Source organism: Nocardia sp. NPDC006044 (assembly GCF_042871115.1).
Lineage (GTDB): Bacteria > Actinomycetota > Actinomycetes > Mycobacteriales > Mycobacteriaceae > Nocardia.
Genome location: NZ_JBIAID010000001.1, coordinates 3,466,204 through 3,488,553 on the forward strand (window position 1 = coordinate 3,466,204; position 22,350 = coordinate 3,488,553).

Here is a 22,350-nt window from a genome sequence, read left to right on the forward strand (position 1 = left end):
AATTCATCGGCCGCCGGAAAACGACAAAGACAGGGAGATGTCTCCCTGTCCCTTTCAATATATATCGCACACGGGGGCTTGCGGCAAGACCCGGGTGGTGCCGCACAATGGTCGGCCGACGCCCCAACCTGCGTAAATGCGGGGGGGGGGCGCGCACTTCGACGCGAACGCGGATGCCGTCGAACTGTGCGGAGTAGGTCGGACGCAACCTCGAATGGGAGATTTCATGCTTGACGTGATCATTGCCGGTGGCGGACCGACCGGGATGATGCTGGCCGCCGAGTTGCGGCTGCGCGGGGTGGACGTGCTCGTGCTGGAGAAGGAGGCGGCGCCGAGCGCGGTGGTCCGCGCGCTGGGCCTGCATGCGCGCAGCATCGAGATCATGGATCAGCGCGGCCTGCTGGAGCGGTTTCTCGAGCTCGGCACCAAGCATCCGCTGAACGGGTTCTTCGCCGGCATTCGCAAGCCGACCGGGCCGCTGGACACCGCGCATCCGTATGTGCTGAGCATCGCGCAACCGATCACCGAGCGACTGCTGACCGAGCACGCCGTCGAACTCGGCGTCGAGATCCGGCGCGGCAGTGAAGTGGTCGGGCTGAGCCAGGACGCGGACGGAGTGGGTGTCGAGGTGGCCGACGGCACGCGGTGGCGGTCGCGCTATCTCGTCGGGTGCGACGGTGGGCGCAGCACGGTGCGCAAGTTGCTCGGCGTCGAGTTTCCCGGTGAGCCGAGCCGGGTCGACACGCTGCTGGGCGAGATGGAGCTGACCGCGTCGTTGGACACGATCAACGAGGTGAACGCCGAAGTCCGCAAGACGCAGCTGCGGTTCGGCGCGATGCCGTTGGGCGACGGGGTGTTCCGGGTCGTCGCGCCGGCCGCGGAGGTGGCCGAGGACCGCCGGGTGCCGCCGACGCTGGCGGAGATGAAGCAGCAGCTGGTGGCGACCGCGGGCACCGATTTCGGTGCGCATTCACCGCGATGGTTGTCGCGGTTCGGCGATGCCACCCGGCAGGCCGAGCGTTATCGGGTCGGCCGGGTGCTGCTGGCCGGTGACGCGGCGCATGTGCATCCGCCGATGGGTGGGCAGGGGCTCAATCTCGGTATCCAGGACGCGTTCAACCTCGGCTGGAAGCTGGCCGCGGAGATCGGCGGGTGGGCGCCGGACGGGTTGCTCGACAGCTATCAGAACGAGCGTCATCCGGTGGCGGCCGAGGTCCTCGACAACACGCGGGCGCAGATGGAGTTGCTGTCCCTCGAGCCGGGCGCGCAGGCGGTGCGGCGGCTGGTGGCGCGGCTGATGGACTTCGAGGAGGTGAGCCGGTTTCTGACCGAGATGATCATCGCGGTCGGAGTCCGGTACGACTTCGGTGCGGGGCATGCGCTGCTCGGGCGGCGGCTGCGCGATGTGGGGTTGAAGCGGGGACGGCTGTATGAGCTGATGCGGGACGGGCGGGGGTTGTTGCTCGATCAGACGGGCCGGCTTTCGGCGGCGGGCTGGGCGGATCGGGTCGATTACGTGGTCGACGTGAGCGAGGAGGTCGACGCGCCCGCGGTGCTGTTGCGGCCGGACGGGTACGTGGCGTGGGCCGGTGCGGATCAGCAGGAGCTCGACGCCGCGCTGGCGAAGTGGTTCGGCTCGGCCACCTGAGTTGCCAAACCTAGTGCCCCTAGTTTATAAACTAGGGGCACTAGGTTATGGAGGCGCACATGATGGCACGAGCCGGGCTGACCGCCGAGCGGATCACCCGCGCCGCAGCAGATCTCGCCGATGAGATCGGGTTCGACAACGTGACGATGTCGGCCTTGGCCAAGAAGTTCGGGGTCAAAGACGCCAGTCTCTACTCCCACGTCAAGAACCTTCAGGAACTCCGCGCGCGCGTCACGATGCTCGCCGCGGTCGAGAAGACCGACCTGATCGCGAGTGCCGTCGCCGGACGGGCCGGCCGCGACGCGCTCGCCGCGTACGCCGACGCCTGGCGTGAGTATGCGTTGCGGTACCCGGGCCGCTACGCCGCGACGCAGACGCCGACGGCACCCGGCATCGTCGACGTCGACCCGGCTGCGCTGCGCGGCATCGAACTCACCTACCGCATGCTGCGCGCCTACGGTCTGGCCGAACCCGACCTCACCGACGCGGTCCGGTTGCTGCGCAGCACCTTTCACGGCTACGCCGCGCTCGAGGCGACCGGCGGCTTCGGGCATTCGCGCGACACCGCCGCCTCGTGGGCGCGCATCATCGACGCCCTGCACGTCACCCTCGAGCAGTGGCCGGTCAACGACAAGGAACAACAATGAGATCCGACACCCTGAAGGTTCCCGGCGCGACGCTCTACTACGAAGTGCGCGGCAACGGACCCGTCCTGCTGCTCCTGCCGGGCAGCGGCGGTGACGCGGCGGTCTTCGACCCGATCGCCGACACCCTCGCCGCGCATTTCACCGTCGTCACGCTCGACCCCCGCGGGTATTCGCGCAGCATCATCGACTCCGAGGAGCCTGGACATCGGCTGATGGCGGCGCAGCGAGACAACGCTGTCCGGTTCGACGAGCAGGTCGATGGGCTGATAGCGACGCAGCGACACGACACAGTCCGATCCACCGAGCCGGACGATGAGCTGATCACGGCCCAGCGAGACGACACCGACCGATCCACCGGGCGGGGCGGTCGGCTGATAGCGACGCGGCGAGACAACGGCTTCCGATCCGCCGAGCAGGTCAACCTGGTGATCGCGCCGCGGCGAGACGACACCGGCCAATCCACCGACCGGCCGGCCGATGAGTTGAACGTGGGACGGCGAGACGCCACCGCCGGGTCAGCCCAGCAGGACGATGGGCTGATAGCGGCGCAACGGGAGGACGCCTACCGGTTGCTCGAAACCCTCACTCCCGCAGGCGAAGATGCCTACGTATTCGGTGGAAGCGGTGGCGCCGTCGTCGCTCTCGACCTACTCACCTACCACCCTGAGCGTCTGCGCCTGGTCGTCGCCCACGAACCACCTTGCTTCGCAGTGCTTCCCGACGCCGCCGAGCAGAAGGCTTTCATCGACGAGGTCTACCTCCTGTTCCGCACCGAGGGAATCGCCGCAGCGGGCGCCCGTTTCCTGCAAGGCATCGGCGGAACCATGAAGCCCATGCCGAACCCCGCCGACCTACCACCCCGCGCCGCCGAAATGATCCAGCGCCTGCACGACAACGCCGACCTCATGATGGCCCACGAACTCCGCCCCATCACCTCCTACCTCCCCGACGAACCCACCCTCGCCACCCACACCGATCGCCTGATCCTCGCCGCCGGCAAGGAAACCCGCGGCCACCTCCCCCACCGCCCCGCCGCCACCCTCGCCGAACACCTGAATCTCCCCCTCACCGAATTCCCCGGCGGCCACAGCGGTTTCACCGATGCGCCCACCGAATTCGCCACCCAACTCCTGAATCTGCTGCTGGCGACTCGGGTCCAGTAGCGTCGCGGCGCGAGTGCATCAACTGGCGCTAAAGTTCGGACATGCCGACGGGCTGGCCGCCCCCGGCCTGCCTGTCGCCGAGTGGGACTTTATGGAGGCAAAGTGCGAGTGGGCGCACCATGAGGTCCCGCTCGGCGGGAGGCGGGCTGGGGGGCTATTGCGAGCGCTGGTCAGGATGCTCGTGCTGGGCGGTTGGCGGCGATGATCAGGGTGCTGGCGGCGAGTGGGGGTAGGGCCCAGAGTGCTGCGGTGAGGTATCCGTTCCGGTCGGGGAAGACCGCGCCGATCGGTGTGCCGGCGGCGAGCAGGAAGCCGGTGACCGCGCTGCCGATGCTCATGCCGATGCTGCGGGCGATCTGATTGATCGAGAGCACGCTGGCCGTCTCTTCGGGCGGCACGCCGACGAGGACGAGCTTCGGCATCACCGCGAAGACGCCGCCGACGCCGAAGCCGAGCAGGGCGATCGCGGCGAGGACAGCGAGCAGTGACCCGCTGGCGGCGGTGAACAGAATCACGCTCGCGCCGGCGATGACTACCGCGAGCGCGTACGTCCGGCGTTCGGCGATGCGCGCGACGAGCCGCGGCACCGCCTTTCCGGCAACGAATCCGAGCAACGAGAACGGGATCAGCGCCGCGCCCGCCGCGACACCGGGAAGCGCGAATCCGTAGTTCGCGCCGGCCGGTGTCTGCACATAGCGGGTGAACAGGCTGAACAGCAGATATAAACCGATCCCGGCGACGAGTATCGCCAGGTTCGCACGCAGAACGGGCGCACGCGCGAGCAGCCGCAGGTTCACCAACGGTGCCGTGCTGCGCAATTCGACGAATGCCCACACGGCCAGGACCGCCACCGCACCGGCGAGGATCCCGCCGGCCAGCCACGCGGTCGACCATATCGAAGGTTCGGCGACGACGAGCAGGATCGCGAGGGTGCCCGCCGCCAGCAGCAGTGCACCGGTGACGTCGATTCGAGGCAGCTCGCCGGGCACCTCGAAAGGCAGTGTCCGCCAAGCGATGACCAGCGCCGCCACCGACAGCAGGAGCCCGAGCCCATACGCGGCACGCAATCCGGCGAGTTGGTCGAGCAGACTGATCGCCGGGTAACCGACCCCGATGCCGACCGTCGACGCCACCGATATCGCGGCGATCGTCGACGCCGACCGCTCCGGCGGCAGGTGGGTGCGGGCCACGCTCATCAACAGCGCCCCGACCGCGACCGCGAGCCCTTGAAGTCCGCGTCCGATCAGCAACGCCGCGAACGGAAGTGGCAGCACGGTCAGCAGCCCGCCCACCGAGACCAGAGCGAGCGTGACCAGGATCGTGACCCGGCGATACCGCCCGCTGCCGAGCCGGCCGAGCACCGGGCCGGCGATCGCTCCGCTGAACAGCGTGATGGTCAAGGTCCACTGCGCGGCATTCAGCGACACCTGCATTCCGCTGGCGACCGGCGTGATGAGGGGTGCGCCGACGCTGCCGACCACCGCTCCCGCCAACGCCGTGGAGACCAGTGCGACGCCGAGCCGTCCGGTCTGCCGGACATCGCTGCTGGTGGTCATCGGTTCGCCTCGGTGGTGATGTGCGCGAACAGACCTGGCTGGATCCGGGTGCGAACCCCCTCGGCCCACACCTCGCCAACCTGGTCGATATCCATCGCGGCACCGGCATTCAACAGCATTCCGAAGGCGAGAAAGGTCTTCACCGTCACCGGCTCGAGCCCGGTGCCGTCCTCGGCTGTCTCCCACATCGCGGCGAAACACGCCCGCACCGCATCCCGCACTTCCGGATCCCCGCACGCGGCAAAACCCTGCAGCTGCAACAACAATCCGGTCCGGTCGGCCAGCAGATCGAAGTACTGCGCACCCATCATCGACAGCGCGTCCAGACCGGTCTTTCCTTCGCCCGCCGCCCGCATCCCGTCGCTGACCCGCGCAAACGCCCCCTGAACCAACTCCAGGAACAGCGCCTTCTTCGTCCCGAACATCCGAAAGATGTACGCCTGTGTGATCCCCGCCGCGCGCGCGATCGCCTCGGTAGACGCCCCGTGCAATCCGTGCTCCGCGAACTCCTTCGCCGCAATGGCCAGCACCTGACCACGCCGCTCGACCCCGCTCATCCGTTCCGCCATGAACGTTAAGTTACCAGTTACTAACTACTAACAAAATGTGACGTCGATCCGGCTAGCTCTCGTCCGAAACCGCCGAAGATCGACTGCTTTGTGCCCGGCACGGTTGGCCGGGGCACGCAGCATCCGCCTCGAGCTGCCAGCGACGCCCCCTACCCGTGGCCTTCGCTTCTGTCCTTACGGGTGCCGTCCGGGTTGCGGGGTACTTCGTCGTCGCCGAAATCATCGTCGCCGAATCGGCTGGACAGGTGGATGCGCTGGTCTTCGGGAACGGCGTCGCGGTGTGCGTTGAACGCGGCGAAAGATGCGCGGGCTTGGGCGATCTTCTCTTCGCTGATCGGTGGTAATCCGTCTTCTTCGCGGGAGGAAACCCGTCGCCCTTTGTAGTATTCGGCCATTACATGTCCTTAGGGTCGTTCGATCATTTCTATGATGATGCGGCCGTTCGCGTCGGGTGGATGCTGTTTCAGGACATCGAATGTCGTGCCCGGTCGAAATAGCACTTCTAGTTCTTCGGGTTTCCGTGCGAATTGCTCAACGGATTTGCCGTGCTCGGAATATATCTGGAATTCGACCGGCCTGTTGAATGCCGCGTCCGGGTGGCGGGAACTCGACGTAAACGCCGGTTCCGTGATCGATTTGCCGTCGGTGTATCGGGCCAGGTCATCAGCGTCGAGATTCACTCGACGCGTGACAGTCCCTTGATAGTCGGGCAGTTTGTCGAGGGCCTTGGTGATCTCTTCCACCCGGAGTTGCTGTGCCCTGTTCAGGTTGCCGGGTTCATGGCGGAGCATGTAATTCAATACCTCAGCCTCCGGACCGGTGTATTCCCAGAGCGCGGCCCGATCGACATCGTCCAGCAATTCGGCGGGCGTCGGGTCGCGTTTGGGTTTGAGCCGTCCGCCCGGTGCCAGGTCTTCGAGTCGTTCGCATTCACGTCTGGCCCGTAGTAGGTCCTGGTCGAGTTTCACTCCGGCGCTGATCTTGCGATTGGAGCGCCAGGTTTCGATGATGACGCGCATGGGCCGGGCGTAGCGCGCGCAGATTGCCGCGGTCGCGGCCAGTCCGATCGCGGCACCGGCGCCGAAGGTGATGAAGCTCGAGGCGACCGACATGGTCGCGGTGATCGCCAATTCCTGGATCAGCGCATCGCGCACCATTTCGAGCTGCTGCTTCAGCAGTTCACGCAGCTCATCGAGCGCGATGCGGTGATCGCGGCACGACTGGGCCAGGTCACCCATGGCGGTCAGCGTCGATTCGGCCGACGCTTTCAGCGCGCGCAGGTCCTCATCGATGAATGCCGCTTCCGGGGCGACGACGTCTTGGAACGCGACCGCGGCAGCCTCGAGCACCGCGGGGAATCCGGCGGCTCCCTCGGAATTACGCGCTGCATCCCAGGTCAGTGCCGCGTTGCTGATCGTCGTGGCGTTGCCGTCGGGCACAGTGAGCCCGATCTTCGCGACCAGGCCGAGCCCGCCGTCTACCAGTCCTTGGCCGGGGCCGCCCGCACTGGGCAGCGGCACCCGGCACGCCAGCACCGGGTAGCGCGGAGCCGCGGGCTTGGTCGGAGGTTGACCGGCATCGATGGTCGCGTTGTGCTCGGACAGGGCGCGGGTGTAGCCCAGTTCGTTGAGCACGACGGCGTAGGTGTGCGCGGCCGTCGCCACCTTTTCCACCATTTTCAGGATTTCGGCCGCGCGTTTGTCGTAGGAGGCGGCCCAGTTCACGGCGTCCTCGTAGGAGCCCGCCATGTGGTTGGCTTTTTCCAACTCCGGCCAGCGCGCGTCGATCGCTTCCCACCAGGCCGCCGCACCTGCTGCAATCTTGTTTGCGGTGTCGTAATAGACGGTGGTGTCTACATCGAGAACGGTGCTGGTCATCAGGCGCCACCACGGCCCAGCATTGCGAGACTGGCCGCGGTTCCGTTCTCGTAGGACGCGTGTGCCGCGGCCGCGGCGGCGCGCATCTTCTCGATCCCCTCACTCATCACGGTGGCGGAGGCGATCCATTCGGCGTGCGCGTTGGCGTGCGCGTCGGCGGCGGCACCGGTCCAGCTCGATTGGACTGTGGCGATGCGCTTGTCCAGCTCGGTCAGTGTGTCGGCGACGAGTGCGTTGAGCGTGGTCACCTTGGCTGTGACGGTGTCCAAGTGAGCGAGGTCGACGCGGTATTGCTCGGTCATGGTGTGTTGTCCCCCAACGGGTCTCGGTGCGGCTCGAGTGTCCTACAGGTCAGGGCAGGTCGAGGGAGCTGACCGCTGCCGCATTGGCCGCGTCGGTGGCTGCGGTGCGGTCGACGACCACGCCGAGCAGGTCGGCCATGTCGGCGAGGGCTTCGAAGACACCCAGGGCACCGCGGTGCACCTCGTCCCACGCAGCGGCGTACGCCGTCGCCGCGGTGCCATGCCAGCTCGACTCGAGCGCGTTGACGTCAGCCGAGGCCGAACGCAGACCGTCGATGAGACTCTGCGCTGCGGCCTGCACATAGCGACCGGTCTCGCTGACCTGCTCCGGCACAACGTTGAAGGTTGGTGCCGCACTCGCGGCATTGTCGGTCACTCGTTGCTCCTCGGGCTCGGGTGCAGTCTTGCAGAATTGGACGCGTACGGGACACCGATGGTTCCACTCGAATCTATCGACTCTCTGACCGTTGGTCGCCCCGGGCATAGTGCACTACCGAAGAGGGGGCCGTCTACGCGGTGTTTCTGTCACCTCGACGCGGACGATAGTCCGCGAAGGCGCGGAACCATCCTCGACAGGATTGTTCCGTCGGCGCGCCTGATCGACGACTCAATCCGCTTGCGCCGGAACCTGTTCCGGGCGACGCTTCCACTCCGGGATAGAAAGGTAGGTCGCCGAGCGCAGGGCCCACTCGACCGGACCGTAGCGGTGGTTGCGCAACCACCAGGTGCTGAGGGTGAGCTGGGCGGCGTAGGTGAGCAGGGCGATGGCGATAACGCCGGCGGGTGGGATCCGGTCGGCGAGGGCGAATCCGTAGCCGGTGTAGATCACCATGAGGACGACCGATTGGCCGATGTAGTTGGAGGCCGCCATCCGACCGGCGGGCGCGAGCCGGCTGACGAACGGTGCGGTGCGGGGTGACTGGGTGAGGCAGATGATGCCCGCCATGTAGGCGAAGGTCATCAGCGGGTTGACGAGTTGTTGCACGCCGGCCCAGATGCCGGGCGGGGTGATCCATTGCATCGTCGCGGCGAAGGTCACCGCCGAGACCGGCAGGCCGATCGCCAGGCCGCCGGCGAAGATGCGAGGCGCCCAGCGCCGCAACGTCTCCCGATCGGTCAGCAGCTCGCGTTTGCCCGCCGCCATGCCGAGCAGGAACATGGCGAAGCTGGTCACGCCCTGGGTGAACCAGATCAGCGCGATGAACAGGGGTGCCAGCCACATCTGGTCGGCGAAGGTGTCGCCGAAGGTCCCGTTGTATCCGTCGTGGATCCGTTGCAGGTCGAACAGACTGGCCAGCGCCTTCGTTCCGTCGTCGGGGGTGTCGCTGGGCAGGAACGCCCAGCCGCACCACACCACGTACAGGATCGCACCGGTGATCACGGCGGTACGCGGCTTCAGCTTCTTCAGCGGGATGAGGATCAGGCACAGGACCGCGTAGAGGGTGAGGATGTCACCGATCCACAGCAGGAAAACGTGGGCGAGCCCGATCGCCAGCAATGCCAGGCAGCGCCGCAGCAACCGCGCGTTCGCCGACGCGCCCGCACGCTGCGCCGCCGCGATCTGCAACGTGAACGAGTAACCGAACAGGAACGCGAACAGCAGATAGAACCGGCCCTCGAACAGCCCGTTGACCGCGGCGCTGACGAAGTGGTCGACGGGCCCGTCGAAACGCGGCTTCGGATCGTCGGCGGTCCCGCCGAACGACCACAGCGTGGTCGCGACCATGACATTGGTGATGAGGATGCCGAACAGCGCGAATCCGCGCAGAATATCGACTTCCGCGATCCGTCGACCCGCCGCGGTGACGGGGAGAATCGATTCGGGCATGGGTCGAAATTAACGCCGTGGGCCCGGCCCGCGCGTCGGCCGGCGGGCTGACCCGCGCACCGACGTATGACGGTAGCGACCGCGACCTACGGCGTATTGACATCGCTCACGCGAGGTCGGCGACCTCCAGATAGATCTGCCGATCGACCACGATCTCGGCCAGAAACCCTTGCGCCCCACCGGCCGTGGCCGGGAACGCCGCGACCGCCAACTCCCCCGCGCGCAACCGGGAACCGGTGAACTCGCGTTGCCCGAGGATGATCGGTTGTGCCTGCGCGAAGCCCGCGGCGGCGATCTCGTCGGCGAGTGGCTCGCCGAGCAGGTCGGTCACGGTGCCGGGGATGAGCCGCGCGGTGACGATCTGATCGAAACTGGGTTGGCGGGTGATGTGGTGCGCCAGATACATCCGGTCGGGCCGGCCGAAGCAGATGTGGGTGAGCAGGCCGCGGCCGCGTTCGCGTTCCGGTTCGAGTTCGGCGAAGTGGACGACCTCGCGCACCGTCGCCCGCACCCCGGTGGCGATCGCGATGCTGCCGCGTTCGCGCCGGCCGCGGATCAGGGTGCCGTGGAACGACCGGCGCGGGCGCGGGCGATTCGGATCCAGGTCGGCGACGGGGAAAGCCTCGGGGTCGAAGGTGTGGATGTCGGTGTAGCCGATCCGCCGATCCGCGCCGAGGGCCCGGCTGCCGCGCTCGTCCAACTCGATGGCGAGCAGGATCTGGAAGTTGTGCGGCGCCTGGAACGTCGGCTGGTACGAGACGTAGCAGTCGACGCCGGTGCCGAAAACGATCATGTTGTGCAGACCTGCACCGCCTGCCAGTCCGGGATGATGGTGTCCGGGGGCGCGAATATGGATTGCACTCATTGTGAGCTCCTTCCTTGCCACCCTCACAGTGCCAACTTCCGGCTGCTGTGCCACGAGTGCCCGGCTACTCGAATACCCCGTGACCAGCTACTCGACACCGGTGGTTGCTGTCGCGAACACCGACAGGGCCCGGTGAGTAGTGACGCAGATTCAGCCGCTGTCTGCTACACGGAACTGCGGCATCGACGGTTCATCTCCCCCCGAGACTCAGTGGGGCGCGGCCATCGCCTTCAGATCGGGAAGGTTGCCGATGCGCTGGCTCGCCGGGCGGCCCGGTGCGCTCGTCTGCGGCGATCCTGTGGCACGCAAGCGAGCACGCACCTCGGCGGGTGTTCTGCGGTGACCGGCCGCCGTGCTGATTCCCTGATAACTGGCGACGGCCCCGGTGACGATCGGAGACGCACTCGACGTTCCGCTGAACACGTCGGTGTACCAGAGGTCTTCGTCGGAGCCGCCTTGCAGATCGCCATAACCGGTGGTGGTGACCTCGCGCCCCCACGCCTGAGCGTCGACGCGGGAACCGAAGTTGGAGAAGGCCAGTCGCGACCGGCCGGGCCCGTGGTCGCGACCGTGGAAACCGGCCGGTGGTGCACCCGCGCCGACGATGATCGCGCCGGAATCGGCCGCGCCACCGCGGAACGGATTGCGCCACGCGGCGGGAAAGCCCGCGGGGCGCGTGTCGTAGAGCGCGGCGTCGAGATCTTCGGCACCGTTTCCGCCGGCCTCCACCACGATGACTCCGCGCCCGACCGCGTACCGGATCGCGGCGAGATCGTCCGGCCACCATTCGATCGCGATGTAGCCCGCCTGGTCCGGGCGGCCCGCGTAGTTGAATCGTGGTCCGGGACGGTGCAGTTCGAGCAGGATGACATCGCCTGCACCAAGCGCGTCGGCGGCGGTTCGGATCGCGGTGGCCGATCCCGGTCCGAAGATCGAGACCGCCCGGATCAGCGCCTCGGGTGCGATGCCGGTGATGCCGAAGGCGTTCACGTCGCCGCTGATCTCGCCGGCGACCGCGGTGCCGTGATCGCGCCACCCTTGATCCGGGGAGGGATCGCCGCCGATCACTCCGCCCTGGTTGACGAGCAGGTCTTCATGGGTGAATCGCCACGCGCCCTCGATGTCGATCACCCGCACGCCTTGTCCGCGTCCGCCGGGCACGGTCCACGCCCAGTGCGCGTCGACCCCTTGCGGCGCGGCTTCCAGGTAGCCCTGGCGCGCTTCGAAATTGGGGGTGACCGGCGGCGCGTCGGCGGCCGCGGTGTCGCCCTTGCTGTCCGGGGCGATCGGTGGTTCGGAAGGTGGTTTGAGGTACGCGCCGTCGACCAGGTCGTCGTCGCGCAGCCGGGCGGCGAGCTCCGCGAGTCCATCGGTGGCACCACGGACGGAGAAGAACTTCAGGTACTCCGCGGCGACGGGCTCGTGTGGAGTTCCCGCGACGCGCTGATGCAGCCGATTCGGCGGTCCGAAGATACGCGCGAGCCGGCCACCGGCCGGCAGCAACTCGGTCAGCCGCGCCTCGGCGCCGCGACTGTCGCTGAGCGCGCTCGTCGTGAGCGAGGAGTCCGGGCCGTGGGTGACCACGATCAGTTCCGCCGGCGAGCGGGGCGCGGATTGCTGCGGTGCCATCGTTCAAGTCAACCGCGTGCACGGACCGGGAGCTGCCGTAATGGGTTACGCGACGGCCGCATCTCCGCATCACCTGCCTCAGCGAACCGCACGCATGCGCGACACACCGGGCAGAGCCACCACGCCGTGCCGCACCGCCGCGACGCTCAGCACCTCCATCGTCCCGATCACGATGAGGAACAGACCGACCACCAGCCCGAGCACGTCCACCGAATCGAAGGGCAGCACGCCGACCACGACGCCGAGCACCATCGTCGCCAGCCCGAACACTTCCTGCCGACCGGCACCCGCCAGATCGTTCGACCAGACCGCGACCGTGGCGTGACAGATCCCGCGCACCGCCCACGCCAGCCCGATCCAGAACGACAGCAGCAGCGCCGAATTCCCGCCCGCGAAACACAGCACGGCCAGCAGCATCGACACCAGACCACTGGCGAAAACGAGGACCCGCAAAGCGGGCGCGAACTTCGCACCGAACGCGATCACCATCTGCAACGCGCCGTTGAGCAGCAGATACAGACCGAACAGCAGCTCCGCGGTCGGCATCGACTTGTGTGGCCACACCGCTAAGACCACACCCACGATCATCGAGCAGGCACCGGCCACCACTATCGCCTGCCGGGCACTCCCGGACAGTGGTTCCGTACGCCCTTCCAGCTCGCCTTCGGGCATAGCTACATGATATGGCCGGATCGTTCCGGTAGCCGCGTGTTTGCTTTCACTCGGTGCGGCGACTGATCGTGGTGTGGTCAGGCTGCGCCGAGCGGGAGGATCGGGGACGGACGGTCACTTAGCCGACGAGATTCTGGGCGGTGCCTGCCACTCCGTGCACGAGTCCGAGCTCGGTCGGCAGGCCGCCCCACTACTGGCGGTGGCGCGGCCGGCCGGACTCGCTGTGCGGCGGTCACCACTTGGACCTCTTGGCGCGCTGGCTCAAGGATGCATGTCTGCGCCCAGTAGCGGGTGGACTTCCAGGGTGCACGCGGTGATGGTGGTTGCGATCGGGTGGGGCGCGGGGACATTCGGCGGGGTGACGAGTAATCGGGTGTAGGTGGGGCACGGGTTGCCGGCGGCGTCGACGGCCAGTCCCTCGACGATGGCCGAGGCGGCACCGGAGGCGGGGACGTTGCTGTCGGTCACGGTGACCGGTGGGGGTGCGTCGCGGTCGGGTGGGAGTCCGCCGAGGTAGCCGCGGGGTGTGTGATCGGCGCGGATGGCCGGCCCGCCCTCGTCGGCCTCGACCTCGGGGTAGCCCGAGATCTCGCACGCCGGGGTGCCGTTGATCAGGCCGATGGTGATCTGCACGCCGCGATGGGTCGCGCCGGGTGAGACCTCGGTGGCGCTGAGCACGAGTTGGCCGGGGGCGCAGGGGGAAATCTGCTTGCTGCCGACGCTCGGCGGCGCGTCGTCTGCTGCCGGGTTGCTCGCGCATCCGCCGGCGCCGAGCACCGCCGCGCAGAGGGCGATCCGTGCGTACCGATCGGTCCGTTTCGACATAGGATTCAGATCCTTTCGCCGTCGGAGCTGGCGGTCCCCGCTGTGCTATCCGTTCACTCCGATAAGGACATGGTCGCAGGAGAGCGGGCGTGTGTCTCGCCAACTCACTCGAACGTTATTGCGGCCGTGCAGATTTCGACCGACCGCTAATCCTCCGCGTGCCCGGCGAAAGTCAGGAAAACCCCGCGCGCCGACGAACCGTCCGGCAGCCGCCACGGCGCGCTGACGTGACCCGCGCCGGCCCGTTCGGACTGGGCGTCACCTGGTCGCAGAATGCGATTGATGCGGACGATCGCCGTGCTGCCCGGCACCCGCGCACCGACCATGATGTCGGTGCGCGCCGATCCGTCCTCCGCCGACACCGGCTCCGAACCGAGTGCGGGAACCGCGATCTCCGGCGTCACCACCGCGACCGACTCGTCGATCTTCCCGCTGTCGTGCTGCGCCTGCGGCTGCGCCGTTCCCTCGAGCAACGCCAGGATCTGCGCGACCACCACCGGATCGCGCGTCCCGTCATAGAGCCACCGCTGCCCGAGCACACCGTGCATGGAGGTGCCGATGAGCGCGTGCTCGGCTCCGTCGAGCGGCGCCCCGCGATAAGCGAACGGCACCTGATAGGTGACGGGCTCGTCGCCGGAACTGTCGGTCACCGCCATGAACTCGATCCCGACCTCCCCGTCCGGATCATCGAGCCGAAACCCCCCGACCCGATCCAGAACCGGCACGGCGTCACCGCGATACCACGACCTGGTCGGCAACCACGAAGTCAGCAACTCCACTTTCGTGGGTACCATCGTCGTCTCGTGGATGACGGCCATGCTCGAACTCCTCCTGCTTCCGCGCCGCGGCGGCGCTGTGCCCCCGAGTTTATGGGAACTGGACGCGTCCACCGTGCCGATTCCGTTGCCGCCGTCTCGATTTCGAAAGCCGCCGGCTCGGCGATCTCCGGCGCCCGGATGCTCTGCCGGGATACTCTGGGTCCAGTGTTTCGTGACGGAGCGTGTCCCCCTACAGCGACGCTTGGAGCGAGCATGGGTACCTCAACCGGAAGTGGCGCGCACACCATCTCAGTAGCCGGTGGTGACTTCTCGTTCGATCCGATGGGCTTTATCTTTCAGATGTACTCGGGTGGTGGCACCACCTTGCGGTTCGGCAACATGACCGCCCTGCCCGGCCGGCTCAGCAAGATCGATTGCCGATGGTCCCAGGTCACCGAGGTGAGGTTCACCTCGACCGCCGAAGATACCGAACTCGCACTGTACGTGTGGGGCCTGCCTGCGGATGCGTCGACAGATTTCTGGTCGGCTCGGGTAGGCGGGCACAAGCTGGCCGGCTTCACCGAATCGGATCGTTCGACCTGGGTGAAAGTGGCGGCGGCGATGTCGCGATACAGCGGCGGACGTGTCGTCCTTACGCTGCCCGCTCGAATCGCGCCGCCGCCGAAGAAACCGCTGTGGCGGCGCGCCCGAGACTATTTGGCTGAGTAGTAGCGGGCGACCAAGTTGTCGACCGGCTCATGCTCCTGCGCGATTGCTCGCTTCTGTGCCCGTGGCGGGTTTGCGGCGGGCGTCGGCGAGGAGTTCGTCGAGTTGGGCTTCGGCTCGTTCGGCTCGGGCGAGGGTTTGGGCGCGGGCTTGGTCGAGGGCCTCGATGCGGTGGGCGGCTTCGGTGCGGGCCTTGTCGATGGTGGCGGCGGATTCGGCTCGGACGGCGGCGATTTCGGCTGCGGCGGTACGGCGGATGTCGGCGAGTTCGGTGCGGGTGGTGTCGAGTTCGGCGCGGACTCTGCGCCATTCCTCGCGTGCTTCGTTCGCGGCTTCGATGCGTTCCATGGCGGCTTGCTCGGCCCGTTCGGTGGCGCGTTCGGCGTCGGCGGCGCGTTGGACGGCGAGGTCGCGTTCGGACTGAGCGGCCGCGACCTGGGCGGCGGATTCTCGTTGGGCGTGCGCGATTTCGGTGGCGACCCGACGTTCGGCGCGCTCCACCTGTTCGGCGGCTTCCGCGCGGATTCGCTCGACTTCCTCGGCGGCCTCGCGGCGGGCGGTACGGACATCGGCCTCGGCCTCGCTGCGGGCGGCGAACACGTCGTCGGCCGCTTGCCGGGTGGCGCGTTCCATTTCGCGCAGTGCGTCGTCGCGGGTGCGGTGGGCGTCGGCGACGGCGACCTCCGCTCGTTCGGCCGCACCGGCCGCGTCGTCCGCGGCTTCCTCCGCGAGCACGCGGGCTTCTTCAGCCTCGCGGCGTGCCTGTTCGGCGGCGACCGTGGCCATTTCGGCTTCGGCGATCCGGCGTGCCGCGTCGGCTTGAACGGCCTGGACCTGCGCTTCGGCGACGGAGGGATCGCCCAGGGTGGACAGTTCGGCGACGGCGGCGTTGAGGGTGTTACCCAGTTGGTCTGCGAGTCCACGAAATTGGGTGAGCAGCTCATCGGCCCGGAGTCGCGCCACCGTAACCGGTCCTTGCTGCGTCACAGTGACGGATGCGGGTGGTACCTCCGACTCCTGTTGTTGGCGTTGACGTTCCCGCCACGCGCGCCATCTCGTGTGATCCGGGTGATCACAGTATTCGGACGGGCGGCCGGGTCCCCCGCCGCGCGTGATCGGCCGGGAGCAGCCCGGGTAGTTGCAGACGTTGGACACCGGAAAATCGTAGCGTTGGTTTCGTCAATAGTGACGTATTGAGACGAAACGAAATGTTCCGTGTCGCAAACGGACTCGTTTTCTGAGGTCGGACTCTGACCACCGATAAGTGAACATTATCGGCGGTCAGGTCAGAGCAGACTTCCGCATACTCCCCCGAAACCGTTGGATCTATTACGTTTACGTTTGGTTTCATCAAACGAAACGAAACCGCTACGCAATCCCTCGAAAACTGTGCACCCCTGTACGCCCGTACCAATTTGGTGAAAGTGTCAGATCCGACTGAATGCGGCAGCCGATCGGCGATGATCGAAGGCGGCTCGCACAGTTGATTCGCCGGCTGCGCAGCCGAACAACTGTCACAAGGAACGACGATCCCGAGCGGGTCCAGCTCGACCCGCGACAACGACCCGAACCGGCCATACCCGCCAGTCGTCGCACCGACACGCGGGAAATGCCGTGCACCCGCCGAGCAGCATCACGCGAGCGGGTCCCGTGAGGTCCGCGACCGTCGAACGGACTCCAGCGACCCGGCACAGCAACTCATGGCAGCAGATTCCTGGTTGTTCGATCCGGGGAGAGATCTTGCGACCTGTGTGCCGGGAGCCAAAATGCCTCCCGGCGGCACGCGAACCTCGAAAGCTAGGGGCTCCACACCCGATCAGCAACGGACGTGGCGTGCAGAACTTTCCGCGGAGTCTCGATTCTCATGCCCGCAGCCAGGCTTGACCCGGGTGTCGGCTAGTTCGACCTGAACTCACGCACGGTCCGCGAGGTTTGCGGCGTCGATCTCGGCCATGTGGTCCTCTGCCCACGCGCGCAGTGCCGCCAGCGGGTTCTCCAGGGAGAGACCGAGATCGGTGAGGCGATAGTGCACGCGCGGTGGCACGGTGGGTTCGACGCGGCGGGCGACCAGTCCGTCGCGGGTCAGGTTTTGCAGAGTGACCGACAGCATCTTCTGCGAGACGCCGGGCATTCGGCGCTGGAGTTCGGCGAAGCGGACCTCGCCGGGCGCGGCCTCGGCGAGCAGTTTCACCACCATGGACACCCATTTGGTGCCGAGCCGATCCAGTAGCTGACGGGTCGGGCAGGCCGGAGCGAAGAGATCCCCGCGCCGACCCGTGCTGGGCTGGGTAGTCACCTGCAGCTCACCACCTGTCTCGAAAGTGCTGTCTTCGCAGGCTACCGGACATTACCTACGGTCATCTAGTAACCATCGGTAACCTCCGAGAGGAATCCATGCAAAACGAACTGCCCGACTTCACCGTGCGGACGGTGGCCACCAACGGCATCGAACTGAACGTCGCGACCGCCGGCACCGGACCGGCGGTCCTGCTGCTGCACGGGTTTCCGCACACCTGGCAGTTGTGGCGCGACGTGATGGGCCCACTCGCGCAACAACACCGGGTGATCGCGCCGGACCTGCGCGGCCTCGGCGCCAGCACACGAGCACCGGACGGCTACGACGCGACCACTCTTTCCGCGGATGCGGAAGGCCTGCTCGACGCCCTGGGTGAAACCAGCGCCTCCGTCGTCGCGATCGATGCCGGTGCTCCCCCGGCGTTCCTGTTGGCCATGCGGCGACCCGAGCGAGTCGACCGGCTGGTGCTCATGGAATCGCTCATCGGCCCACTGCCCGGTGCCGAGACCTTCCTCGCCGCGGGCCCACCCTGGTGGTTCGGCTTTCACGCCGTGCCGGGTCTCGCCGAAAAGGTCCTTACCGGAAACGAATCCGACTACCTCGACTGGTTCCTCACGACCGGCACCCAGGGCCGCGGCATACCCGAGGAAATCCGCGACACCTTCGTCGCCGCCTACACCGGCACGGATTCCTTGCGGTGCGCGCTCGCCTACTACCGAGCAATGCCCACCAACGCCGAGCAAATCCGGCAAGCGGCCGAGACCACCCGGCTCACCGTGCCGACCATGACCATCGGATCACACCCGGTCGGGCCCGCCCTGGAAAACCAGCTCCGCCCGATCACCGACACCCTGACCGCCCACCTGATCGAAGACTGCGGCCACATCATCCCCCTCGACCGCCCCGCCACACTGCTGCCATTGCTCGCCGACTTCCTCGATTCCTGAAGGAGCACAGCTTGATTCCGCTGTGCGCGGCCGGAATGCCCGCACGAGTGGCGAGCCGTTCACCCGTCCGAGCATGATCGGATCTTCGCGCCACCCCATCGACGGAAAGCGAGCGTCCGAGTGAATACTGACTGGCCGCCCTATGATCCGGGCACCCGATTTACCCGCGTCTACACTGCCGAGCCGACCACCCGGCCCTACCCCGAGGAACGCTCGCGCCAGATCTGGTCCACCCATCGGTTCGGCGTCCTCGACCTGCGCTAGACGCGCGGCGGCACGGGTTCTGGAGCGCGCGGACCGATGTATCGGGCGGCCGGGCGTATCACCTTCGAGGTTTCGGCTTGTTCGAGGATGTTGGCTGTCCATCCGACGACTCGGCTGGTGGAGAAGGTGGGGGTGAACATTGAGCGTGGGATCCCGCAGAGTTGCATCACGACTCCGGCGTAGAACTCGACGTTGGCGTAGAGATGCCGGCCGGGTTTGAGTTCGGCGAGTAGCTCGGTGACTCGGTGTTCGACGGTCGTCGCGAACTCCACCAGGTCACCGCCGAGTTCGATACCGATGGCGCGCAACAGGACCGAGCGTGGATCCGCGGTGCGGTACACGGCGTGGCCGAAACCCATGACCCGGTCGCCGGTGGTGATCTTGTGGCGGACCCAGGCGTCGATGCGGTCGGCGCTGCCGATCTCGTCCAGCCCGTCCAGCGCACGGTCCGGGGCGCCGCCGTGCAGCGGACCGGTGAACGCGCCGATCGCCGCGATGACCGCCGAGGCGACGTCGGCACCGGTCGAAGCCACGACTCGCGCGGTGAAGGTGGACGCGTTGAAACCGTGATCGATCGTCGCGATCAAATACTGTTCGATCGCCCGGACCGCCTGTGGCCGCGGCGTTTCCCCGGTCAGCATGTACAGCCAGTTCGCGGCCGTCGACAGTTCTGCCCGCGGTGCGATCGGCTCGAGACCGCGATCGAGCCGGTGCAGCGCGGCCAGAATCGTCGGCGTCACCGCGCAGATCAGCAGCGCGTCGGCTTTACGCGCCGCGGGATCTTCATCCCACACCGGCCGCAGATCGCGCGCTCCGGCCACCATCGACAGGGCGGTCCGCAGGCCGACCATCGGCCGGAAGGGACCTGCGTTCGCCAGCGCGGGCAGCACCGGAAGTAGTTCCGCGGGCAGCGTTCGCGCACGCGCCACCTCGGCGGTGAACGCGTTCAGCTCGGTCCGGTCGGGCAGATGCCCCTCGAACAGCAGAAACCACACCTCCTCGAACGTGCGCGCCGTCGCCAGCTCGATCGCCGAGTACTGGCGGTAGTGATAGAAGCCTTCCTGCCCGCGCACGTCGCTCAGCCGGGTCTCGGCCGCGACCACATTGCGCAGGCCGGTGGGCACGTCGATCAGCTCGTCGAGTTCGGCACCGTTGATAGTCATCGTTCAACCTCCTTGACTGAACTGTGCGAGCACCATCAACTAGAGTCAATATTGATCACGTCAATGTGAAACCGGAGGGGCAGGTCATGGACGCGAAAGGTGACGCACGCCACCTGACCACCGCCGAGGTGGCGAGCCGGCTGGAGATCAAGCCCGAAACCGTCTACGCCTATGTCAGCCGCGGACTGCTCACCAAGATCCCGGCGCCGGGCCGGCGCGGCAGCCTGTTCCGGGAGGACGAGGTCGCGCGGCTCGCGCACGGCCGACGGCACGGCGGTGATCGCCGGGCCACGATGGAGGACATCGCCAGCACGATCTCCCGCATCGAGGACGACCGGCTGTACTACCGCGGCCACGACGTCGCGGACCTGGTGACGGCACAGCCGGTCGAAGCGGTGGCCAACCTGCTGTGGACCGGCGAACTGGCTTCGCCGACAGAACAATTCACCGCTCCCGCGGAAATCCTGAGCACCTGCCGCGCCGCGGTCGCGGCCCTGCCCGAGGGCGTTCGGCTGACCGATCGCCTGCGCGTCGCGGTCACCGTCGCCAGCGCCGGTGATCCACTGCGCTTCGACCTGTCCCCGCAGGGTGTCCTGCGGACCGCCCGAATCCTGCTCGCCGTCGAGGTCGACTCCCTCGGCAGTACGCCTCGCGATTCCGGAACCCTCGCCCACCGGCTGGGCCCCAGCCTGACCGACCACCCCATCCCCGCCGGCCTGCTCGACTCGACACTGACCCTGCTCGCCGACCACGGACTCGCCATCTCCACCGTCGCCGCCCGAGTCGCGGCCAGCGCCCGCGTCCACCCCTACGGCATCATCTCCGCCGGCCTCGGCGCCCTCGACAGCCAATACCACGGCGCCGCAAGCACAGTCGCCTACCGCTTCCTCGCCGAAGCCATCACCGACCCCCTCGCCGCCGCCTCCGACCGACTGCGCCTCGGCGGCGGCCTCCCCGGCTTCGGCCACCTCGTCTACCGCACCACCGACCCCCGAGCCGAACTCCTGCTCGCCGAACTCCGCACCATCCCCGCCGCCCGGCCCGCCCTCACCGCCATCGACACCATCACCACCCACCTGGGCGCACCCCACACCGCCGTCCCCAACATCGACCTGGCCCTGGCCGTGCTCATGCACGCCTACCGGATGCGTCCCGACGCGGGCGAGGCCATCTTCGCCCTCGCCCGCACCATCGGCTGGACAGCCCACACCCTCGAGGAATACACCGAACCCCCAATGCGCTTCCGCCCCAACCGAACCCCCACCCGCTGAGCACGGCACGGTCCCTCGCAGGGGAGGTTATCCGACGCGCGGGGGAAGGGGCGGTGCGGTGAATTGGGCTGGGGCGGCGGGACAATGGGGGTGGTCTAGGGAGAGGGAGTTGATCGATGGACGAGCGCGCCGCTGTGGTCGCGGTGCCGGAGTCGGTGCGGACCGAGTTGCGGCGTGGGGTGCGGAGCGTGCTGGTGGATGCGGCGGCGCTGCGGTTGGTGCGGGAGCGGTTCGACGATGATCAGGCGGGGTCGTTGCGCCGGTATCTCGAGGCTTCGCAGTCGGCGAATACGTTGCGGGCGTATCGGACCGATTGGATCGCGTGGTCGGCGTGGTGTGTGGCGGAGAGCCGGCAGGCGATGCCGGCTGATCCGCTGGATGTCGCGGTCTATCTGGCAGCTGCCGCCGATGCGCGACGCGAGACCGGCGAGTGGGCGTTCAGCGCGGCGACGCTCGAGCGGAAGTCGGCGGCGATCGCCGCGGTGCATGCGGCGAACGGGCTGCCGTCGCCGACGCGTTCCGACGTTGTCCGGCTGACGCTGCGCGGCATCCGGCGCACTCGGCGGACACAGCCGAAACGTAAGCGGCCGGTGCTGTTACACACTCTCGATCAGTTGCTGGCGGGGCTGCCCGAGCCCGGCTGGCCGACCGAACCTGCTCGGCGCCGCGATGCGCTCGTGTTGTTGATCGGGTTCGCGGGTGCGCTGCGGCGCAGTGAACTCGCCGGGTTGCGGATCGCGGATGTGGACGTTCAACTCGATCACGCGACGGGTGAACCGGTGCTGCTGGTGCGGTTGCCGTCGACGAAGACCGACCCGACGGGTGTCGCCGAGCAGCGGGTCGCGTTGCCGCGCGGTCAACGTCCACGCACCTGCCCGGTGTGCGCGTTCGCCAACTGGGTCCGGCTGCTCGAAATACACACTGCCGCAGGAACATCGGGCCTGCGACAGTGGCTGACCGAGGATGCCGCGGACCCGGATATCCACCGGTGTCACGGATTCACCGGAACGGCTCTGGCCGCGCAACCGGACCTTCCCCTGTGCCCCACCATAAATCGTCACGGTACGGTCGGCGGCACCCCGATGTCCGGTCGCGCGGTCGCCGAACTCGTCAAGCGCTACGCCGCTCGCGCCGGACTCGACCCGGACCTGTTCTCCGGGCACTCGCTGCGCGCGGGGTTCGCGACCCAGGCCGCCCTCGGCGGGGCCAGTGACCGCGAGATCATGCGCCAAGGCCGTTGGTCCAATCCGCGCACTGTGCACGGATATATCCGCACCGCGAATCCGTTGGAAGACAATGCCGTCACCAAACTCGGACTCTGACGGGTTCAAGGTCTCCGCGACG

The 22,350-nt window shown here is 67.5% G+C and carries 23 protein-coding genes; 8 read left to right on the forward strand and 15 right to left on the reverse strand.

The features are described from left to right. Nucleotides 1-226: 226 nt before the first annotated feature. The 3 genes from rox to ACFYO1_RS15800 are packed head-to-tail and all read left to right on the forward strand — an operon-like array spanning nucleotide 227 to nucleotide 3,458. Entirely contained in the window at nucleotides 227-1,648 is a 1,422-nt protein-coding gene (rox, locus tag ACFYO1_RS15790) for a rifampin monooxygenase (RefSeq protein ID WP_387231058.1), read from the forward strand. A gap of 59 nt (nucleotides 1,649-1,707) precedes the next feature. Continuing rightward, nucleotides 1,708-2,295, forward strand: a complete 588-nt coding sequence (locus tag ACFYO1_RS15795) for a TetR/AcrR family transcriptional regulator (RefSeq protein WP_387231059.1) — start codon at nucleotides 1,708-1,710, stop codon at nucleotides 2,293-2,295. Continuing rightward, nucleotides 2,292-3,458: an alpha/beta fold hydrolase gene (locus tag ACFYO1_RS15800; protein WP_387231060.1), complete on the forward strand. Its 1,167-nt coding sequence runs from the start codon at nucleotides 2,292-2,294 to the stop codon at nucleotides 3,456-3,458. The genes ACFYO1_RS15795 and ACFYO1_RS15800 overlap by 4 nt, the downstream gene beginning before the upstream one ends. 170 nt (nucleotides 3,459-3,628) lie before the next feature. Here ACFYO1_RS15800 and ACFYO1_RS15805 read toward each other — a convergent pair whose 3' ends face one another. The 12 genes from ACFYO1_RS15805 to ACFYO1_RS15860 all read right to left on the reverse strand — a co-directional run bounded on the left by ACFYO1_RS15805 (nucleotide 3,629) and on the right by ACFYO1_RS15860 (nucleotide 14,399). Continuing rightward, on the reverse strand, nucleotides 3,629-5,014 hold the full coding sequence (locus ACFYO1_RS15805; RefSeq protein ID WP_387231061.1) for an MFS transporter: 1,386 nt from the start codon (nucleotides 5,012-5,014) through the stop codon (nucleotides 3,629-3,631). Next, nucleotides 5,011-5,583: a TetR/AcrR family transcriptional regulator gene (locus ACFYO1_RS15810; protein WP_387231062.1), complete on the reverse strand. Its 573-nt coding sequence runs from the start codon at nucleotides 5,581-5,583 to the stop codon at nucleotides 5,011-5,013. Before ACFYO1_RS15810 ends, ACFYO1_RS15805 begins: the two co-directional genes overlap by 4 nt. Nucleotides 5,584-5,732: 149 nt before the next feature. Next, nucleotides 5,733-5,978, reverse strand: a complete 246-nt coding sequence (locus ACFYO1_RS15815; RefSeq protein ID WP_387231063.1) for a hypothetical protein — start codon at nucleotides 5,976-5,978, stop codon at nucleotides 5,733-5,735. Nucleotides 5,979-5,987: 9 nt separating this feature from the next. Then, nucleotides 5,988-7,460 carry an ADP-ribosyltransferase gene (locus ACFYO1_RS15820; protein ID WP_387231064.1) on the reverse strand — a complete coding sequence of 491 codons (1,473 nt, stop codon included), beginning with the start codon at nucleotides 7,458-7,460 and terminating at the stop codon, nucleotides 5,988-5,990. Further along, complete coding sequence (locus ACFYO1_RS15825; RefSeq protein ID WP_387231065.1) at nucleotides 7,460-7,762, reverse strand: WXG100 family type VII secretion target; 303 nt, start codon at nucleotides 7,760-7,762, stop codon at nucleotides 7,460-7,462. Before ACFYO1_RS15825 ends, ACFYO1_RS15820 begins: the two co-directional genes overlap by 1 nt. Before the next feature lie 49 nt (nucleotides 7,763-7,811). After that, the gene (locus ACFYO1_RS15830; RefSeq protein ID WP_387231066.1) at nucleotides 7,812-8,138 is read right to left on the reverse strand and encodes a WXG100 family type VII secretion target; all 327 of its coding nucleotides are present in this window, start codon (nucleotides 8,136-8,138) and stop codon (nucleotides 7,812-7,814) included. A gap of 231 nt (nucleotides 8,139-8,369) precedes the next feature. Then, complete coding sequence (locus tag ACFYO1_RS15835) at nucleotides 8,370-9,590, reverse strand: DUF418 domain-containing protein (protein ID WP_387231067.1); 1,221 nt, start codon at nucleotides 9,588-9,590, stop codon at nucleotides 8,370-8,372. 106 nt (nucleotides 9,591-9,696) lie between these two features. Then, complete coding sequence (locus ACFYO1_RS15840) at nucleotides 9,697-10,455, reverse strand: hypothetical protein (protein ID WP_387231068.1); 759 nt, start codon at nucleotides 10,453-10,455, stop codon at nucleotides 9,697-9,699. 207 nt (nucleotides 10,456-10,662) lie between these two features. Continuing rightward, complete coding sequence (locus ACFYO1_RS15845; protein ID WP_387231069.1) at nucleotides 10,663-12,084, reverse strand: S8 family peptidase; 1,422 nt, start codon at nucleotides 12,082-12,084, stop codon at nucleotides 10,663-10,665. Between the two features lie 78 nt (nucleotides 12,085-12,162). After that, on the reverse strand, nucleotides 12,163-12,756 hold the full coding sequence (locus ACFYO1_RS15850; RefSeq protein WP_387231070.1) for a DUF308 domain-containing protein: 594 nt from the start codon (nucleotides 12,754-12,756) through the stop codon (nucleotides 12,163-12,165). Between the two features lie 261 nt (nucleotides 12,757-13,017). Then, nucleotides 13,018-13,581 carry a DUF4232 domain-containing protein gene (locus tag ACFYO1_RS15855; RefSeq protein ID WP_387231071.1) on the reverse strand — a complete coding sequence of 188 codons (564 nt, stop codon included), beginning with the start codon at nucleotides 13,579-13,581 and terminating at the stop codon, nucleotides 13,018-13,020. Nucleotides 13,582-13,727: 146 nt separating this feature from the next. Beyond that, nucleotides 13,728-14,399, reverse strand: coding sequence for a 1,4-alpha-glucan branching protein (locus ACFYO1_RS15860; protein WP_387231072.1), 672 nt, complete (start codon nucleotides 14,397-14,399; stop codon nucleotides 13,728-13,730). A gap of 213 nt (nucleotides 14,400-14,612) precedes the next feature. Between ACFYO1_RS15860 and ACFYO1_RS15865 the strand changes: the two genes are divergently transcribed. Next, nucleotides 14,613-15,068: a hypothetical protein gene (locus ACFYO1_RS15865; RefSeq protein ID WP_387231073.1), complete on the forward strand. Its 456-nt coding sequence runs from the start codon at nucleotides 14,613-14,615 to the stop codon at nucleotides 15,066-15,068. Nucleotides 15,069-15,095: 27 nt separating this feature from the next. Here ACFYO1_RS15865 and ACFYO1_RS15870 read toward each other — a convergent pair whose 3' ends face one another. Together ACFYO1_RS15870 and ACFYO1_RS15875 are read right to left on the reverse strand one after the other, a co-directional pair. Beyond that, complete coding sequence (locus ACFYO1_RS15870) at nucleotides 15,096-16,028, reverse strand: hypothetical protein (protein ID WP_387231074.1); 933 nt, start codon at nucleotides 16,026-16,028, stop codon at nucleotides 15,096-15,098. Nucleotides 16,029-16,977: 949 nt separating this feature from the next. Continuing rightward, a complete protein-coding gene (locus tag ACFYO1_RS15875; protein ID WP_387231075.1) occupies nucleotides 16,978-17,361 on the reverse strand; it encodes a winged helix-turn-helix transcriptional regulator in 384 nt (127 codons plus the stop codon). Between the two features lie 98 nt (nucleotides 17,362-17,459). On the opposite strand from ACFYO1_RS15875, the gene ACFYO1_RS15880 reads away from it, so the two are divergent. After that, nucleotides 17,460-18,308: an alpha/beta fold hydrolase gene (locus ACFYO1_RS15880; protein WP_387231076.1), complete on the forward strand. Its 849-nt coding sequence runs from the start codon at nucleotides 17,460-17,462 to the stop codon at nucleotides 18,306-18,308. A 120-nt stretch (nucleotides 18,309-18,428) separates the two neighbouring features. Further along, nucleotides 18,429-18,572 (forward strand): hypothetical protein, encoded by a 144-nt coding sequence (locus ACFYO1_RS15885; protein ID WP_387231077.1) that lies wholly within the window; start codon nucleotides 18,429-18,431, stop codon nucleotides 18,570-18,572. Here the strand turns inward: ACFYO1_RS15885 and ACFYO1_RS15890 are convergent. Further along, on the reverse strand, nucleotides 18,569-19,735 hold the full coding sequence (locus ACFYO1_RS15890) for a citrate/2-methylcitrate synthase (protein ID WP_387231078.1): 1,167 nt from the start codon (nucleotides 19,733-19,735) through the stop codon (nucleotides 18,569-18,571). The two genes, ACFYO1_RS15885 and ACFYO1_RS15890, sit on opposite strands and share 4 nt — an antisense overlap. Nucleotides 19,736-19,821: 86 nt before the next feature. Here ACFYO1_RS15890 and ACFYO1_RS15895 point away from each other — a divergent pair, with 86 nt between their 5' ends. Continuing rightward, the gene (locus ACFYO1_RS15895; RefSeq protein WP_387231079.1) at nucleotides 19,822-21,006 is read left to right on the forward strand and encodes a citrate/2-methylcitrate synthase; all 1,185 of its coding nucleotides are present in this window, start codon (nucleotides 19,822-19,824) and stop codon (nucleotides 21,004-21,006) included. Nucleotides 21,007-21,122: 116 nt separating this feature from the next. Further along, the gene (locus ACFYO1_RS15900; protein ID WP_387231080.1) at nucleotides 21,123-22,328 is read left to right on the forward strand and encodes a site-specific integrase; all 1,206 of its coding nucleotides are present in this window, start codon (nucleotides 21,123-21,125) and stop codon (nucleotides 22,326-22,328) included. Nucleotides 22,329-22,350 lie beyond the last annotated feature (22 nt).